Annotated in this window: 14 protein-coding genes and 1 tRNA gene; 6 read left to right on the top strand and 9 right to left on the bottom strand. The window is 55.8% G+C overall.

Features of this window, described 5'->3' with window-relative positions; translation table 11 throughout:
• Positions 1-156 precede the first annotated feature (156 nt).
• The 5 genes from A9G06_RS04400 to rpsU all read right to left on the bottom strand — a co-directional run bounded on the left by A9G06_RS04400 (position 157) and on the right by rpsU (position 5,050).
• Positions 157-233 (bottom strand) — tRNA-Ile (locus tag A9G06_RS04400).
• Between the two features lie 187 nt (positions 234-420).
• Entirely contained in the window at positions 421-2,316 is a 1,896-nt protein-coding gene (rpoD, locus tag A9G06_RS04395) for an RNA polymerase sigma factor RpoD (protein ID WP_290439001.1), read from the bottom strand.
• A 183-nt stretch (positions 2,317-2,499) separates the two neighbouring features.
• Entirely contained in the window at positions 2,500-4,287 is a 1,788-nt protein-coding gene (gene dnaG, locus A9G06_RS04390) for a DNA primase (RefSeq protein ID WP_069554397.1), read from the bottom strand.
• 88 nt (positions 4,288-4,375) lie between these two features.
• Positions 4,376-4,819 (bottom strand): GatB/YqeY domain-containing protein, encoded by a 444-nt coding sequence (locus tag A9G06_RS04385; protein ID WP_005349081.1) that lies wholly within the window; start codon positions 4,817-4,819, stop codon positions 4,376-4,378.
• A gap of 15 nt (positions 4,820-4,834) precedes the next feature.
• Positions 4,835-5,050: a 30S ribosomal protein S21 gene (gene rpsU, locus A9G06_RS04380; protein WP_005309452.1), complete on the bottom strand. Its 216-nt coding sequence runs from the start codon at positions 5,048-5,050 to the stop codon at positions 4,835-4,837.
• A 179-nt stretch (positions 5,051-5,229) separates the two neighbouring features.
• On the opposite strand from rpsU, the gene tsaD reads away from it, so the two are divergent.
• Positions 5,230-6,243 (top strand): tRNA (adenosine(37)-N6)-threonylcarbamoyltransferase complex transferase subunit TsaD, encoded by a 1,014-nt coding sequence (gene tsaD, locus A9G06_RS04375; RefSeq protein WP_005340567.1) that lies wholly within the window; start codon positions 5,230-5,232, stop codon positions 6,241-6,243.
• A 241-nt stretch (positions 6,244-6,484) separates the two neighbouring features.
• Here tsaD and A9G06_RS04370 read toward each other — a convergent pair whose 3' ends face one another.
• Both A9G06_RS04370 and aspA read right to left on the bottom strand, forming a co-directional pair.
• Positions 6,485-7,804 carry an anaerobic C4-dicarboxylate transporter gene (locus A9G06_RS04370; RefSeq protein ID WP_019444958.1) on the bottom strand — a complete coding sequence of 440 codons (1,320 nt, stop codon included), beginning with the start codon at positions 7,802-7,804 and terminating at the stop codon, positions 6,485-6,487.
• Positions 7,805-7,929: 125 nt separating this feature from the next.
• Positions 7,930-9,372 carry an aspartate ammonia-lyase gene (aspA, locus tag A9G06_RS04365; protein ID WP_005340569.1) on the bottom strand — a complete coding sequence of 481 codons (1,443 nt, stop codon included), beginning with the start codon at positions 9,370-9,372 and terminating at the stop codon, positions 7,930-7,932.
• 442 nt (positions 9,373-9,814) lie between these two features.
• Here aspA and A9G06_RS04360 point away from each other — a divergent pair, with 442 nt between their 5' ends.
• Positions 9,815-10,291 carry an FxsA family protein gene (locus A9G06_RS04360; RefSeq protein WP_069554396.1) on the top strand — a complete coding sequence of 159 codons (477 nt, stop codon included), beginning with the start codon at positions 9,815-9,817 and terminating at the stop codon, positions 10,289-10,291.
• 34 nt (positions 10,292-10,325) lie between these two features.
• Here the strand turns inward: A9G06_RS04360 and A9G06_RS04355 are convergent, their stop codons facing one another.
• Positions 10,326-11,660, bottom strand: coding sequence for an MATE family efflux transporter (locus A9G06_RS04355; RefSeq protein WP_253182310.1), 1,335 nt, complete (start codon positions 11,658-11,660; stop codon positions 10,326-10,328).
• 260 nt (positions 11,661-11,920) lie between these two features.
• Here A9G06_RS04355 and A9G06_RS04350 point away from each other — a divergent pair, with 260 nt between their 5' ends.
• The 4 genes from A9G06_RS04350 to A9G06_RS04335 all read left to right on the top strand — a co-directional run bounded on the left by A9G06_RS04350 (position 11,921) and on the right by A9G06_RS04335 (position 16,449).
• Positions 11,921-12,214, top strand: coding sequence for a co-chaperone GroES (locus A9G06_RS04350; RefSeq protein WP_005340573.1), 294 nt, complete (start codon positions 11,921-11,923; stop codon positions 12,212-12,214).
• A gap of 43 nt (positions 12,215-12,257) precedes the next feature.
• Positions 12,258-13,892 carry a chaperonin GroEL gene (gene groL, locus A9G06_RS04345; protein WP_005340575.1) on the top strand — a complete coding sequence of 545 codons (1,635 nt, stop codon included), beginning with the start codon at positions 12,258-12,260 and terminating at the stop codon, positions 13,890-13,892.
• Positions 13,893-13,993: 101 nt separating this feature from the next.
• Positions 13,994-14,494: a molybdopterin-binding oxidoreductase gene (locus A9G06_RS04340; protein ID WP_069554394.1), complete on the top strand. Its 501-nt coding sequence runs from the start codon at positions 13,994-13,996 to the stop codon at positions 14,492-14,494.
• A gap of 23 nt (positions 14,495-14,517) precedes the next feature.
• The gene (locus tag A9G06_RS04335; RefSeq protein WP_069554393.1) at positions 14,518-16,449 is read left to right on the top strand and encodes a bifunctional diguanylate cyclase/phosphodiesterase; all 1,932 of its coding nucleotides are present in this window, start codon (positions 14,518-14,520) and stop codon (positions 16,447-16,449) included.
• Between the two features lie 56 nt (positions 16,450-16,505).
• Here the strand turns inward: A9G06_RS04335 and A9G06_RS22365 are convergent.
• Positions 16,506-16,691, bottom strand: a 186-nt coding sequence (locus A9G06_RS22365) for a hypothetical protein (RefSeq protein WP_216093209.1), incomplete at its 5' end; no start/stop codon positions are given.

The raw sequence follows: 16,691 nt of genomic DNA, 5'->3' as shown, positions 1-16,691 counted from the left end.
ATTAGGCTCCTTGTCTCTGAGTGAGGCGCCTGATCCGGACCCTGCCCAGACCCGCCCATGGCGGGTCTTTTCTATGACCTCATCCAGCTCATCACTGGACATTGCCCGATCCGCAGATACAAAAAGGCCGCTCATTATGAGCGGCCTTTTTCAATTTGGTGGCCCCTGGGGGACTTGAACCCACGACCAATCGATTATGAGTCGACTGCTCTGACCAACTGAGCTAAGGGGCCAAATTGTGCGTTTAGCGGCGTGGATTATAGGGGAAGAGGAAAGGGCAGTCTATAGGCATATCAACCACTTGGCGACTAATTGTCCAGGTCGATAGAGGGTGCAAAGCGGGTCGCAAGGGTAAATGCCAGACAAAACAAAGCCCCGCATGGCGGGGCTTTGGTAGAGCAGTTTGACACAGGGTCAGGACTATTCGTCCAGGAAGCTGCGCAGCACTTCCGAGCGGCTCGGGTGGCGCAGTTTGCGCAGTGCCTTGGCTTCGATCTGACGAATACGTTCACGGGTCACGTCGAACTGTTTGCCCACTTCCTCTAGGGTGTGGTCAGTGTTCATGTCGATACCGAAACGCATCCGCAGTACCTTGGCTTCGCGAGCTGTCAGACCGGCCAGCACTTCGCGGGTGGCGTTGCGCAGGCTTTCGCTGGTCGCCGCATCCGCTGGCAGAGCCAGGGTGGTATCCTCGATAAAGTCGCCCAAGTGGGAATCTTCATCATCACCGATGGGCGTCTCCATAGAGATAGGCTCTTTGGCGATCTTCAGTACCTTGCGGATCTTGTCTTCCGGCATGCCCATGCGCATGGCCAGCTCTTCCGGGTTCGGTTCGCGCCCCATCTCCTGCAGCATCTGACGGGAGATACGGTTGAGCTTGTTGATGGTCTCGATCATGTGTACCGGGATACGGATGGTACGGGCCTGATCCGCGATGGAGCGGGTAATGGCCTGACGGATCCACCAGGTAGCATAGGTCGAGAACTTGTAGCCACGGCGGTATTCAAACTTGTCTACCGCCTTCATCAGACCGATGTTGCCCTCCTGGATCAGATCCAGGAACTGCAGACCGCGGTTGGTGTACTTCTTGGCGATAGAGATAACCAGACGCAAGTTGGCCTCAACCATCTCTTTCTTCGCACGGCGGGCTTTGGCCTCACCGATGCTCATGCGGCGGTTGATATCCTTGATCTGGGCAATCGACAGACCGGTCTCTTCTTCAATCTGCTGCAGCTTGCCAATGGCACGCTGAATATCCTCGTCCATTTCAACCAGACGGGGAGACCATGCTTTGCCAGCCTGCTTCTGGTATTCGAACCAGGCAGTTTCGCACTCGTTGTTGGTGAAGGCTGCGACGAAGGTTTTCTTCGGCATCTTGGCCTGCTCAACGCAGAGCTTCATGATGATGCGTTCCTGCACGCGGACACGCTCCATCATTTCACGCATGTTGTTGACCAAGCGATCGAACTGCTTGGGCATCAGGCGGAATTGACGGAATACATCGGCCAGCTGGGCGATGGCGGCCTGGGTATCGTCGTGCGCGCGACCATTCTTTTGAATGGAGAGGCGAGTCACTTCATACTGGGCACGCAGTTCGCCGAACTTCTCGCGAGCAACTTCCGGATCCGGACCACCGTCACCGTCGTCGTCAGAGCTGTCGCCATCTTCGTCTTCGTCTTCTTCGTCCTCTTCATCTTCGTCGGCCAGATCGTCTTCGCCGAGTTCGGAACCGATATGCGTGGCGGTAGGCGCCATATCTTCAGTTTCGTTCGGGTCAATAAAGCCAGAGATGATGTCAGAGAGACGCAGCTGCTCGGCTTCGTACTTGTCGTACTGTTCGAGCAGGTAAGTAATTGCTTCAGGGTACTCGGCTACGGAGCTTTGTACCTGGTTGATACCGTCTTCGATCCGCTTGGCGATGTCGATTTCGCCTTCGCGGGTCAGCAGTTCGACGGTACCCATTTCCCGCATGTACATGCGGACGGGATCGGTCGTGCGACCAATCTCAGATTCAACAGATGCCAGAGCCTGGGCCGCTGCTTCGGCAGCGTCCTCATCGGCGGTACCACCTTCAGCCATGATAAGGTCATCGGCATCCGGAGCGTTTTCAACCACTTGAATGCCCATATCGTTGATCATCTGAATGATGTCTTCGATCTGGTCTGAATCGACAATGTCTTGCGGGAGGTGATCGTTCACCTCGGCATAGGTCAGGTAGCCCTGTTCTTTACCTTTGGCAACGAGGAGTTTAAGCTGAGACTGCGGGGTTTGCTCCATAGAACTCATCCGGTTGGTGTTGCTAGGTTGCGCGTACAGTGCGCTGCTGCGCAAATAGCCAATTCTAATAGAAAACCGCCAGACATGCTATGTCTGGTTGCGGCGTCGGTCATGAGAAACCCCTGCCCGCAGTATTGTCGGGGCCAGGCGGTTATAAAAACTTTGCTTTTCATCCCGTCGATTCGGGCAACGCTATCCATATTGGGACTAATCACTCAAATATCAAGCCCCACTCTCATTTCTTTTCTCAATTTGCACCTCTCTTATCAGCATCATCAGCTCTTGGGTTTCTTCGGAGCTTAGTCCTTCCTGAGCCACTTTGGCCTGCAATTCTTCGATCCGCTGTTTCAGAAACTGGTTGATGAAGCCGACGAAGGTGTCCTGCAATTCTCCCAGAATATCCGGCTCCTGATCGAGTTTGATCTCCTCAAACAGGTCGTGCATGGCCAGCTGAGCAAGGATCTCTCCCTCCTTGGTACCACGCCAGTGTTCCAGCAGGATACCGGTTGTGATACCGGGCTGTGCCAGGATTTGCTGGTGCAGTTGCAGCAGGAACTTGATGCCCTGTACGCGTAGTCCGGCCAATTCCGGCATGGGGGGAAGCTCAGCCGTTACTGCCGGATATTGCACCATCAGTGCCAGCGCACGCCGCAGTGGCGTCAGCTTGGCTGCCTTGGGTTTGTTGACCTCGGCCTTGGGCTGACTGTTGCGGGCAAAGAGCTCGGCGATGCGCTGTTTGTTCTCCCCCCAGCGCATCATGCTGGAGAGACGAGTGATCAGCCCTTCGCGGGTAAACCCTTCCGGTACGCGACGAATAAGCTCGGCGGCCTTGTTGGCCACTTCGAACTTGCCTGCCTCACCGGAGAGCGCCGCATCGCGACCGAGACGCTCGAACATGAAGTCGGCGAACGGCTGGGCTTCATCGAGCAGTGCTTCAAAGCCCTCCTTGCCGATCTGGCGTACCAGCGAGTCGGGATCCTCGCCATCGGGCAGGAACACGAACTTCAGTTCGCGGCCATCCTGCAGATGAGGGAGGGCATTATCTAACGCGCGCCAGGCGGCTTCACGACCGGCGTTGTCACCATCGTAGCAGCAGACCACCTCGGCGGTGGTGCGAAACAGGGTGTGGATATGGTCGCTGGTTGTTGCAGTACCCAGGGCCGCCACCGCATAGTCGATGTCGTACTGACCGAGTGCCACCACATCCATGTAGCCCTCAACAACCAGTATCCTGCGTGGATCCTTGTGTGCCTGCTTCACCTCGTAGAGACCGAACAGCTCCCGTCCTTTATGGAAGATGGGGGTCTCCGGCGAGTTCAGGTACTTGGGGGTGCCATCGCCCAGCACCCGGCCACCGAAACCGATGACCCGGCCACGCTTGTCGCGGATCGGGAACATGATGCGATCGCGAAAGCGATCGTAGCTGCCCCCACCATTTTCACGAGTGATCAGCATGCCGCCCGAGATAAGCAACTGCTCGTGATCCCGGCTGGCACCGAAGCGGCGGCGCACCTGATCCCAGTCGCTGGGGGCGTAGCCGATATTGAAGCGTTTGACCACTTCACCGGTCAGACCGCGGCCTTTAAGATACTCCACCGCATGGGGAGCACTCTTGAGATTGCTCTCGTAGAAGCGGGCGATCTGGTTCATCAGTTCGAACAGATCCTTGCTGACAGCGGGCTGGCTATTGGCCGAGTTGCCGATACTCTGCTCGCGAGGCACCTGCATGCCCTGCATGCTGGCGAGCTCTTCGATGGCATCGGGAAATTCGAGACCGTCGTACTCCATGACAAAGCCGATGGCGTTGCCGTGGGCGCCACAACCGAAACAGTGGTAGAACTGCTTCTCCTGGCTGACGGTAAAAGAGGGGCTTTTTTCGTTATGAAAAGGGCAGCAAGCCTGGTAGTTCTTACCGGCTTTTTTCAGCCGCACTCGCGAGTCGATCAGCTCGACTATGTCTGTGCGTACGAGCAGATCGTCGATAAAGGATTGGGGGATCCTGCCTGCCATAACCGTCCTGTTTCATTGCGGAGAAAATAAAAAAGCCGCGCATTCCAAGGGAAGCACGGCTTCTTCGACCAAACAAGAGAGTTGCCTGTTACGCCAAGCGGGTTTTCACCTGAGCACTGACGGCGCCGACATCGGCACGCCCCTGAATTTTCGGCTTCAAGACAGCCATGACCTTGCCCATATCAGCCATGACGGCAGCACCACTTTCAGTGATGGCTTGCTCAATCAGGGCAGCAATTTCATCTGCGGTCAGCTGTTGTGGCAGGAATTCCTGCAACACAACGATCTCGGCGGACTCTTTGTCGGCGAGATCCTGGCGACCGGCAGCTTCAAATTGGCTGATGGAATCGCGGCGCTGTTTGACCATTTTGGTCACGACAGCGAGGATATCCTCATCATTCAGCTCGATACGGGTATCGACTTCACGTTGCTTGATTTCTGCCATCAACAAGCGGATCGCTCCCAGACGTGCCTTATCTTTGGCAAGCATGGCGAGCTTTTGCTGATCCTTGAGTTGATCCTTCAGAGACACGGCAATATCTCCCGATTAGTACAGGCGGATACGACGTGCGTTTTCGCGAGACAGCTTCTTGGCGTGACGCTTGACAGCAGACGCTTTGGCGCGCTTACGAATGGTAGTCGGCTTCTCGTAGAACTCACGGCTACGAACTTCGGACAGGATACCGGCTTTTTCGCAAGAACGCTTGAAACGACGCAGAGCAACGTCAAACGGCTCATTTTCACGGACTTTGATTACTGGCATGTGCCTTTCACCTCAGTGATAAATTGTTAGCTGACCTTCAATCGATCAGCATGTCTTAAAATGGTGCGAAATTATACTCTGGACAGGGAATGAAAGTAAACCCGCAGAGATCGCTCTGGTTTAAAAAACCCGCGAAGGTTACCATAGCCGTCTCATTTTAGCAGTGAAATTTTTTAGCAATGCGTGTATTGGGCATAGAGACATCCTGTGACGAAACCGGGATCGCGATCTTCGACGATCAAAAAGGGATCCTTTCCCATCAGTTATACAGCCAGGTCAAGCTGCATGCGGACTACGGTGGCGTCGTCCCCGAACTCGCCAGCCGGGATCATGTTCGCAAGACGATCCCGTTGATCCAGGCCGCATTGCAAGAGGCGGGACTGGGCAAAGATGACATCGACGGCATCGCGTATACCGCGGGTCCGGGTCTGGTTGGCGCCATTCTGGTGGGGGCGACCATTGGCCGCTCGCTGGCGATGGCATGGAACAAGCCTGCTATCGCCGTCCACCATATGGAAGGGCACCTGCTGGCTCCCATGCTGGAAGAAAAGGCCCCCGAGTTCCCCTTCGTGGCGCTGCTGGTCTCCGGTGGTCACTCCATGCTGGTACGGGTTGATGGCATCGGCAGCTATCAGCTGCTGGGCGAATCCATCGATGATGCCGCTGGCGAAGCGTTCGACAAGACCGCCAAGCTGATGGGGCTGGACTATCCGGGTGGTCCGCTGCTCTCCCGTCTGGCCGAGAAGGGCACTAAGGGGCGCTTCCACTTCCCCCGTCCGATGACAGATCGTCCCGGGCTCGACATGAGCTTCTCCGGCCTCAAGACCTTCACCGCCAACACCATCGCCGCCAATGGTGATGATGAGCAGACCCGTGCCGATATCGCTCGGGCGTTTGAAGATGCGGTGGTCGATACCCTGGCCATCAAGTGCCGTCGTGCCTTGAAAGAGACAGGTCTCACGCGTCTGGTGGTTGCTGGCGGTGTCAGTGCCAACCGTCATCTGCGTGCCCAGCTGGCCGAGCTGATGGAGAGCCTCAAGGGTGAGGTGTTCTATCCGCGCACTGAATATTGCACCGATAACGGCGCCATGATTGCCTATGCCGGTATGCAGCGCCTGAAAGCGGGCGTGTTTGAGCCGCTGGCGGTCAAAGCCGTGCCGCGCTGGCCGCTGGATACCCTGGATCCGGTCTGATCCGACGGATCCCGTCTTCTGGCGTGGTGGTGAGTACCATGGTGGCCTACAGCTCCTGCAATCCGGCAGCGGCGGTTATAGCGCCGTTGGCACGCTGTTGTGGTGTCTGCTGTCGCCGTGGTTGAGCCATCCGGATAAGAGGTCAGCCCTCTTGCTGCCAGACAGCCAAGCACAGAGTAAAGAGATAAAAAAATCCCCGCCAACTGGCGGGGATTTTGTTTGGCAATCGGCAGGCGATGAATTACAGCAGGATGCCGCCGAAGAAGAAGCCCAGTGCCACGGCGATGGCGATGGTGGCGGTGCCCGGTACGAAGAAGGGGTGGTTGAAGACCGCCTTACCGATACGGGTGGAGCCGGTGTCGTCCATCTCTACCGCAGCCAGCAGGGTCGGGTAGGTCGGCAGTACAAACAGGGCGCTCACGGCTGCGAAAGAGGCAATCGCAGTCAGCGGGCTGACACCCAGTGCCAGTGCGGCAGGCATCAGTGCTTTGGTGGTGGCGCCTTGTGAATAGAGCAGCATGGCAGCGAAGAACAGCACCACGGCCAGCAGCCAGGAGTACTGGTTCAGCAGGTCGCCAGCGATCAGCTGGATGGTGTCCATGTTGCCTTTCACGAAGACGTTACCCAGCCAGGCGACACCCAGTACACAGATACAGGCGGACATACCGGACTTGAAGGTCGGCATGTTGGTGACCTGGGTGGCGTCCAGTTTGCACACCAGGGTCATGATGGTGGCCGCGGCCAGCATGATGCCCATGATGGCGCCGTCACGGGGGATCGGCGGGTTGGTGATCAGACCCACTTTACCGGAGATAGCAGTGGCATAAGCCATGACAGCAACGATGGCGGCGATGAAGATCCAGACAGACAGTTTGGCGTACGGTTTGATCTCGAGCTTGGTAGTACCACGCAGTTTGATCAGGCCCTTGGCTTTACGCTCCAGATAGACTTCGTCCTGATCCAGCGGTTTGCCCATCATGTTGGCAATGAAGGCGCCCAGGATACAGGCCAGGAAGGTTGAGGGGATGCAGATGGCCAGCAGGGTCAGGTAGTCAACACCGAACGGCTCGAGCATGCCGGAGAAGGCAACCACAGCGGCAGAGATTGGGGAGGCTGTGATGGCGATCTGGGAGGCGACAACCGCGATGGAGAGCGGACGGGATGGGCGGATCCCTTGCTCTTTGGCCACTTCAGCGATCACCGGCAGGGTGGAGAAGGCGGTATGACCGGTACCGGCCAGCATGGTCATCAGATAGGTGACGACCGGAGCGGCGAAGGTGATGTATTTGGGGTTCTTGCGCAGCGCTTTTTCAGCCAAAGAAACCAGGTAGTCCATCCCGCCAGCCAGTTGCATACAGGCGATGGCGCAGATGACGGACGCGATGATCATGATCACATCCCAAGGGATGTAGCTGACCAGTTGATCGCTCGGGATGGGCATGCCCAGACCCCACGTCAATACCAGTACCCCCAGACCACCGGCAAAGCCGATGCCGATGCTGCCTATCCGGGCCCCCAGATAGATAGCGGCGAGCACGACAAGTAACTCGATTCCAATCATAGCGATAACTCCATTTTTTAGTTTTTGGTTTTTATTTGGCAAAAAGCCAATTCCCGATCGGGCTGGGGATAAAGACCAATCGGGAACTGACTTTATGGGCCGGGAAGATCCCGGCCCACACTCGCTTATACGGCAGCTTCGCGGGTGAAACGCTTGGCTTTGTATTGCGGGTTCATCAGGTTCTCGATGGAGAGAATTTCGTCCAGCTGCTCGGCGCTCAGCAGGCCGCGCTCAAGAACGACTTCGCGGACGTTCTTGCCGGTCTGGGCACAGATCTTGCCGACGATATCCCCTTCGTGGTGGCCGATGAAGGGGTTCAGGTAGGTCACGATACCGATGGAGTTCAGCACGTGATTCATGCAGATTTCCGGGTTGGCGGTGATACCTTCCACGCACTTCTCGCGCAGGGAAATACAGGCTTTTTCCATCAGGCTCAGGGATTCGAACATCGCCTGGCCAATCACCGGCTCCATGACGTTCAGCTGCAGCTGACCGGCTTCGGCGGCGAAGGTGATGGTGATGTCGTTACCGAATACCTTGAAGCAGGATTGGTTGACCACTTCCGGGATAACCGGGTTGACCTTGGCCGGCATGATGGAGGAACCCGCCTGCATTTCCGGCAGGTTGATCTCTTTCAGTGCAGTGCGCGGGCCGGAGGAGAGCAGACGCAGGTCGTTACAGATCTTGGACAGCTTCATGGCCAGACGCTTGATGGCGCCGTGCAGCATGACGTAGGCGCCACAGTCGGAGGTCGCTTCGATCAGGTCTTCTGCCGGCACATAGGCACGACCGGTGATCTCGGCCAGACGCTTGATAGCCAGTGCAGAGTACTCGGGCGGAGTGTTCAGACCGGTACCGATGGCGGTCGCGCCCAGGTTCACTTCCAGCAGCAGCTCCTGGCAACGCTTGATGGATTTGATCTCTTCACGCAGGGTCACGGCGAACGCGTGGAACTCCTGACCCAGGGTCATCGGAACTGCATCTTGCAGCTGGGTACGGCCCATCTTCAGGATGTTTTTGAACTCTTTCGCTTTGGCATCGAATGCCGCGATCAGGTGCTCCAGCGCGTGCAGAGTCACGTCGGTGCTGTTCACAACAGCAACGCGGAAACCGGTGGGGTAGGCATCGTTGGTGGACTGGCACTTGTTGACGTGGTCGTTCGGGTTGATGACGTCGTAACGGCCTTTCTCCAGACCCATGATTTCCAGGGCGATGTTGGCCAGTACTTCGTTAGTGTTCATGTTGACGGAAGTGCCGGCACCACCCTGGTAAACGTCGACCGGGAACTGGTCGAAGCATTTGCCGGTGTTCAGCATCAGGTCGCAGGCTTCTACGATCTTGTCAGCAATTTCAGGACGGATGGTACCCAGTTCACCGTTTGCCAGCGCAGCGGCCTTCTTGGTCAGCACCATACCGCGGACGAATTCCGGAACGTCAGAAATCTTCTGAGAGCTGATCTTGAAGTTCTCGACAGCGCGCAGGGTGTGCACACCGTAGTAGAGATCATTGGAAACTTCTTTGGTGCCCAGCAGGTCTTCTTCAATGCGGACGTTCTTGATGTCGCTCATTGTAATGCCTCAGAAATCAGATAAATGGAAAAATCCTCACCGAGTGGTCGCGAGTTCCTTGCGCACAGCTCATCCTGAAGCACCACACATCGAGTGGGGCGGTTGGGAGAATGACCTCCCGAAAAACTAATCAATATACTACTCCAATTGAGGTATCGGTTATTAGAGGTGGATCACTAAATTTGCGACATTTTCAAATTACTTTGAGGAAAGTACACATATGTTACAAAGTTTTTATCATGATGATTTTTATAAGTTTTTGTGACTTTTTGCTGATTTTTTAGATTGCTGATGATGTAGGAGTCAGTTGACCAACTTGAAAAGAGGGGGGCAGCCCCCATTTATTCAGGGCAGAAAGTGGAGATGACGGGGCGGTAAAATCGCCTCTGACCATCGTTGGATGGGCGCCACTTTTTCTCAATTTACCGGTGCTGGAGTGGATATGGGCAAGTTGTTTTTGTTGTTGGTGGGTCTGGTTGTGCTGGAGCTCACCGTGATGATCGAGGTCGGCTCGGTGATCGGGGCGCTGCCGACTGTCGGCTTGCTCATCCTGACTGCGGTACTGGGCTCCTCGCTGGTGCGCAGTGAAGGGATCAAGACCCTGTTCAGCGCCCAGCAAAAGATGCAGATGGGCGAGATGCCGGGCCGCGAGGTGATGGGGGGGATGATGCTGGCGTTGGCCGGTTTGCTGCTGATCATTCCGGGTTTCGTGACCGACATTTTCGGTGTGCTGTTGCTGCAACCCTGGCTGCGCAACCAACTGGCTGACAAGCTGATCGGCAGCAGCCAGTTCCGGATGCAGATGGGCGGTTTCCAGCGTACTCAATCCCCGTTTGGCAACGTACCGTCCGATGATCATCTGGGGAACGCCAAGCAGGGCGGCACCACCATCGAAGGCGAATTTGAGCGTAAAGAGTAATCGACGAGACGAAAAACCGAGGCGAGTGACTGAATCAGGGTTTGCCCTGATGGCACAAGGCCTCGAAGCGGTGTCGGGCATACCACCATGCGAGGGTGCCCGCCGCCAGATTGGCCAGCAGTATCCCCAGATATATCCCCTGTTCTCCCCCCAGCTTTGCCCCCAGCCAGGCTCCTGGCAACAGAAAACCAAACAGCCGCAATCCGTTGAACAAGAACGAGATACTGGATGCCCTCACGCCATTGAGTGCCGAGGCCAACAGCATCACCATGCCCTGAAAGCCGTAACCGATCGGCACCAGATGCAGATAGAGAATGATTAGGCGAATGACCTGCGGATGATCGCTGAACAGGTTGGCGATGAGTGGCGCCAGTAGCCAGGTCAGGCCATAGATGGCGAGCTGGAACAGTAGTGCAAAGCGCATGCTGCTCTGAAGTGCGGCTTTGGCGCGGGCCGGATTGCCAGCGCCGCAGTTTTGCGAGATGAAAGGGGCCAGTACGGAGGCGAGGGCCATAATCACAATTAGCAACAGCGCCTCGACCCGCGACGCGGCGCCGTAAGCGGCCACCACCTCGGTACCCAGACCCGCAAAGATCGTCATCAGCACCGCATTGGCCAGGGGGTTGAGCATATTGGTAAAAGAGGCGGGGACGGCGACATGGAGCAGCGCCCGCCAGTGGGTCAGCAACCGAGCTCGAGGCGAGAGGCGCCACAGCAGCAAGCCCTCCCGATGACGCAGGATATAGAGGCTGACCAGCATCGCCATCAACCAGGAGATAGATGTCGCGATAGCGGCCCCGCGGATCCCCCATTCGGGAAAGGGGCCGATACCGAAGATCAACAGAGGATCCAGTACCCCGTTGACCAGCCCGGCTACGGCCATCACCAGGCTGGGGGTTTTGGTATCGCCGGTCGCCCGGATGGCGGCATTGCCCACCATGGGCAGCACCAGCATGGGGACGGTGAGATACCAGATCAGCATGTAGTCATGGATGAGAGAGATAAGCTCGGCACTGGCCCCCAACAGAGTAAACAGAGGCTTGATGGTGAGAGCGCCCCCCGCGGAGAGCAGGGCCACCATGATCACCGCCAGAAACAGGCTGTCGGTGGCGAGATGAGCCGCCTCATCGTGTTTGCCCTGCCCCAGGGTATGACCGATCACCGCTGACAATCCGGCGCCCAATCCCATCGCCAGCGAGGTCACCACAAAAGTGACGGGAAAGGTAAAACTGATGGCAGCCAGAGCTTCGGTTCCCAGCATACCGATAAAAAAGGTATCGACCAGATTGAAGGCCAGAATGGCGATGATGCCGAAGATCATGGGGCCCGTCATCTGGCGCAGTACGACCGGAATAGGGGCTGTCAACATGGGGTTGGTGCGGGTCAAGGGCTCGTCTCTACAGCTGGCTTTGAAGGTTCTGGCATCGAAAACGGGCGGCTTGAACCGACCTTGCACCAGGGTGCAGACATGGCTGAACCATCGAAGATGTTTATAGTACGTGAAAAAATTTTTTTTGTATTTGCCCTTGAAGGGTTAGCAACTCTGCCCCACATCAGGGACATATCTAATTTGGCCTGGAACGGCCATTCCTCAAAGCAACAATGAGACTCATTTTGGGAGAGTTATCGATGAAAATTCGTCCACTGCACGACCGCGTCATCATCAAGCGCATCGAAGCTGAAGCCAAATCTGCCGGCGGTATCGTCTTGACTGGTACTGCGGCCCAGAAGTCCACCCGTGGTGAAGTGCTTGCCGTGGGGACTGGTCGCATCCTGGATAATGGCGAAGTCAAAGCGCTGGCCGTGAAGGTTGGTGACAAAGTTATCTTCAACGAAGGCTACGGTGTGAAGACCGAGAAGCTGGATGGTCAGGACGTCCTGATCCTCTCCGAAACCGACATCCTGGCGATTGTCGAAGAGTAATCCATCCTCCTTTTCCCCGAATTGATTTAAGGATTGAAGAAAAATGGCAGCTAAAGACGTTAAGTTTGGTAACGAAGCCCGCATCAAGATGCTGGAAGGCGTAAACATCCTGGCTGATGCCGTCAAGGTGACTCTGGGCCCGAAAGGTCGCAACGTGGTGCTGGACAAGTCCTTCGGCGCCCCGACCATCACTAAAGATGGTGTTTCTGTTGCGCGCGAAATCGAGCTGGAAGACAAGTTCCAGAACATGGGCGCCCAGATGGTCAAGGAAGTGGCTTCCAAAGCGAACGACGCTGCGGGTGACGGTACTACTACTGCAACCGTTCTGGCTCAGGCTATCGTCAACGAAGGTCTGAAAGCCGTTGCCGCCGGTATGAACCCGATGGATCTGAAGCGCGGTATCGACAAGGCCGTTGTGGCTGCTGTTGCCGAGCTGCAGGCGCTGTCCCAGCCGTGTGCCGACAGCAATGCCATCGCTCAGGTGGGCACTATCTCCGCCAACTCCGACGAGAAAGTGGGCAAGCTGATTGCTGAAGCCATGGACAAAGTGGGTCGCGATGGCGTCATCACCGTTGAAGATGGTCAGGGTCTGGAAGATGAGCTGGCTGTTGTTGAAGGTATGCAGTTCGACCGCGGCTACCTGTCCCCCTACTTCATCAACAAGCAAGAGACCGGTTCCGTTGAACTGGACGACCCGTTCATCCTGCTGGTTGACAAGAAAGTCTCCAACATCCGCGAAATGCTGCCGGTGCTGGAAGGCGTTGCCAAAGCTGGCAAGCCGCTGCTGATTGTTGCTGAAGACGTAGAAGGCGAAGCCCTGGCGACTCTGGTGGTCAACACCATGCGCGGTATCGTGAAAGTGGCTGCCGTCAAGGCGCCTGGCTTCGGTGACCGTCGCAAGGCCATGCTGCAGGATATCGCCGTACTGACTGGCGGTACCGTCATCTCCGAAGAAGTGGGCATGGAGCTGGAAAAAGCGACTCTGGAAGATCTGGGTCGTGCCAAGCGCATCGTCATCACCAAAGAGAACACCACCATCATCGATGGCGTGGGTGATGCAGGCGTGATCGAAGGCCGTGTTGCCCAGATCCGTCAGCAGATCGAAGAGACCTCTTCCGACTACGACCGTGAGAAGCTGCAAGAGCGCGTAGCCAAGCTGGCTGGCGGTGTTGCCGTGATCAAGGTTGGCGCAGCCACCGAAGTCGAGATGAAAGAGAAGAAAGCCCGCGTTGAAGATGCCCTGCACGCTACCCGCGCCGCGGTTGAAGAAGGTGTGGTTGCCGGTGGTGGTGTTGCGCTGGTTCGCGTTGCTGCCAAACTGGCTGGTCTGCGCGGTGACAACGAAGACCAGAACGTCGGTATCAAGGTTGCCCTGCGCGCCATGGAAGCCCCGCTGCGTCAAATCGTCATCAACGCTGGTGAAGAAGCCTCCGTCATTGCCAACGCAGTGAAGAATGGCGAAGGCAACTTCGGTTACAACGCTTACAGCGAACAGTATGGCGACATGCTGGCCATGGGTATCCTGGATCCGACCAAGGTAACCCGTTCCGCCCTGCAGTTTGCCTCTTCCATCGCCGGTCTGATGATCACCACTGAGTGCATGGTCACCGAACTGCCGAAGAAAGATACCCCTGCAATGCCTGACATGGGCGGCATGGGTGGCATGGGCATGATGTAATCATCCCCCTTGCTCTGTTTGACAAACGGCTCGCTCAAGGCGAGCCGTTTTTTTATATCTGGCTAAACTGAGTCTGTTGAGACAGCAAATCTGGGGGAGATATGAAAATGTTTGGTTGGCTGACACTACTGTGTTCATTGGTCATCATGCCGGTGATGGCTGCTGAGGCGCTGACGGGGCCGGTGATACTGAAAGTGGGTGGTAACATCAGGTCGGCAGACGAAGTTGATGGCAAGGTGTTGTTTGATCTGGCCAAACTGCAGGCTCTGCCGCAACATGAGATAGTGACCGGCAACCCGTGGGTGGATAAGCCACACACCTACAGAGGCCCAAAACTGGCAGATGTGTTGGCTGCAGTCGGTGCGGATGGCAAGACTATTACGTTGACGGCGCTGAACAGTTTCCAGGTCCGCATTGAATGGGACAAGGTTGCCAAATACGAGCCCATCCTTGCATGGGAAGACAACGGCGCTGTCATACGGGTGCGTGACAAGGGGCCGGTCTGGTTTATGCTGCCTCTTGATCAATATCCGGAATTGAAGCGATCCGAATATACCGACATGATGATCTGGCAGCTGGATTTGATAGACATTCAGCACTGATAAAAACAGCACGGGAGCATGGGGTGAAAGGAAAGACCAGGGCGTGGCCACTGCTCGTCATTCTGTATGTATCCATCCTGTCGTTTACCGGGAGCACCCTCTATTGCCTGATGCAAATCCAGAATGCGACCAGAGCGATGGAGAAATACACCTATGATGTCTCCTGGGCGTTGATGCAGTTGCAGCTGGAGCTCGGTCGTTTCCTCAATGCGGTAGAGGTCTATCACTATGGCGGGATTGATCATGACACCTTGATGTTGCGTTATGACATTCTCTGGAGCAGAACGCCCATCCTGTTGAGCGGCCAGCTGCGAAAGAGCATGCAGGACAAGCAGAAAACCTTGCGTCTGGTGCAGCTGATTGAAACCAATATTCGCCAAATAGAGCCCGACATCACCAAGTTGCAAAGCGGGGCATCTGACTATCAGCAGATCATGATGCGCCTTGCCCCGCTGCAAGAGCCGCTCTCCTACTCCCTCGCTTCTGTGATGCAGAAGAACATTAACGTCTATTCCGAGAACGATCGCCATTTTGGCCAATTGCGCAATGCCTTGTTGCTGATGGTCTCCGGTCTGGTCATGTCAGTGCTGCTGCTCAGCATGCTACTTATATATGAAGGGCGTCGCCATTTCAGAGCAGCCAGACGGGATCCGCTGACCGGGTTGTCCAATCGGGTTGCTTTGCTGGAGCGGATGGAGCTGTACGCCACACAGGAAGTGCCGTTTGGACTGGTGCTGGTCGATATCAACGACTTCAGGGATATCAACAGCAAGTTTGGCTATGACACCGGTGATTATCTGCTTTGTGAGTTTGCCACCCGGATCAGAGTGCTCTGTGAAGAGGGGGAGTGGAGCGGACGTCTTGGGGGGGATCAATTTGCCATTATTCAGCGTGGCAGCAGCGATCTGCGTCAGGTCAGGGAGCTGGTAGCGCGATTGCTGCATGCTCTGAAGCAAGATATCGTCTATGACAACTATCCCTTCCGGCTTGAAGTCGGGATCGGGATTGCCTTCTATCCGATGGACAGCGACAAGACTCAGGAGTTGCTGAGTCGTGCGGAGCAGGCCCTGTTCCATAGTCGCAAGACCCATGTCCCCTATGTAATTTACGATAACTCCCTGCTCAACGAGACGGCGCGGCGCAAGCATCTGGCGTCGGACATGATCATGGCGCTGGAACACAATGCGCTGGAACTCTATTACCAACCCATCGTCAATCTAGAGAGTGGCCGCTGCGAAGCTGTCGAGGCTCTGCTGCGCTGGCGGCATCCTGAGCTCGGTTTCATTCCGCCAAACGAAGTGATCATGGTGGCTGAGGAGTTCCAGCTTGCCGAACGGGTTGGCAGCTGGGTGCTGAACACCGCTTGCGAGCAACTCTATCAGTGGCACCAGCTTGGTATGGTTGATCTGCAAATGTGTGTGAATATCTCGCCTGGCATGTACCAGCGCAATTTGCTCAAACTAGTGGCCAAGGCATTGATGGAGCACCACCTGCCTGCCCGTAGCCTGGTCTTGGAGGTCACGGAAGATACCACCATGCGCGAAGTGAAGAACTCGCTGCAACTGATGCAGGATCTTAATCAGCAGGGGGTACTGCTGGCATTAGACGATTTTGGGACTGGTTATTCATCTTTGAGTTATCTGCAAAAGTTACCGGTCAGCAAGGTGAAGATCGACCGCTCCTTTATACAGGGCATTGACACTTCACTGGAGGCATCCGAACTGGTCGCCAATATTTGCCGGATGGGGTCGATGCTGGGCAAGAGTTTGGTGTGTGAAGGGATTGAGACACAGGCCCAGTTGGATGTGCTGCGATCCTTGACCGATATCCACTTGTATGGACAGGGCTATCTGTTCAGCCGACCGGAACAGGCGGAGAAAATCTATCAGACCTTGTTGGAGATGGAGGAGCTTTGGCTAGCACGTCAACAATCCGAAATGGCTTATATGAGTTGAAGGGGAGGGGTACTTGACGGTCATCTGCCTCAAGAATGTGTGATTCAGTTCAAGTTTTATTCTTTTTGTTTGTTGTTTGAACGGTTGTGCGGTTTTATCAAAAAAACATGCATTTTAGCCTTGCCAGAAAGAATCTGTTCCCTATAATGCGCCTCCATCGACAGGGCAAGCGGCAACGCAAACAACTTCGTCGATAACCTCGAAAAACCTTTGAAAATAAGGCTTGACTCGAGAAGGCGGTC

Source organism: Aeromonas sp. DNP9, assembly GCF_001728955.1.
Taxonomy (GTDB): domain Bacteria; phylum Pseudomonadota; class Gammaproteobacteria; order Enterobacterales; family Aeromonadaceae; genus Aeromonas; species Aeromonas veronii.
The sequence above is the reverse complement of the archived record's forward strand: the minus strand, read 5'-3'. Positions and strand labels throughout refer to the sequence as shown.

Excerpts from the sequence above, each read along its gene's own strand:
- dnaG (WP_069554397.1), bottom strand. The coding sequence starts at position 4,287 with ATGGCAGGCAGGATCCCCCAATCCTTTATCGACGATCTGCTCGTACGC.
- rpsU (WP_005309452.1), bottom strand. The coding sequence starts at position 5,050 with ATGCCAGTAATCAAAGTCCGTGAAAATGAGCCGTTTGACGTTGCTCTG.
- tsaD (WP_005340567.1), top strand. The coding sequence starts at position 5,230 with ATGCGTGTATTGGGCATAGAGACATCCTGTGACGAAACCGGGATCGCG.
- A9G06_RS04370 (WP_019444958.1), bottom strand. The coding sequence starts at position 7,804 with ATGATTGGAATCGAGTTACTTGTCGTGCTCGCCGCTATCTATCTGGGG.
- aspA (WP_005340569.1), bottom strand. The coding sequence starts at position 9,372 with ATGAGCGACATCAAGAACGTCCGCATTGAAGAAGACCTGCTGGGCACC.
- A9G06_RS04360 (WP_069554396.1), top strand. The coding sequence starts at position 9,815 with ATGGGCAAGTTGTTTTTGTTGTTGGTGGGTCTGGTTGTGCTGGAGCTC.
- A9G06_RS04355 (WP_253182310.1), bottom strand. The coding sequence starts at position 11,660 with ATGTTGACAGCCCCTATTCCGGTCGTACTGCGCCAGATGACGGGCCCC.
- A9G06_RS04350 (WP_005340573.1), top strand. The coding sequence starts at position 11,921 with ATGAAAATTCGTCCACTGCACGACCGCGTCATCATCAAGCGCATCGAA.
- groL (WP_005340575.1), top strand. The coding sequence starts at position 12,258 with ATGGCAGCTAAAGACGTTAAGTTTGGTAACGAAGCCCGCATCAAGATG.
- A9G06_RS04340 (WP_069554394.1), top strand. The coding sequence starts at position 13,994 with ATGAAAATGTTTGGTTGGCTGACACTACTGTGTTCATTGGTCATCATG.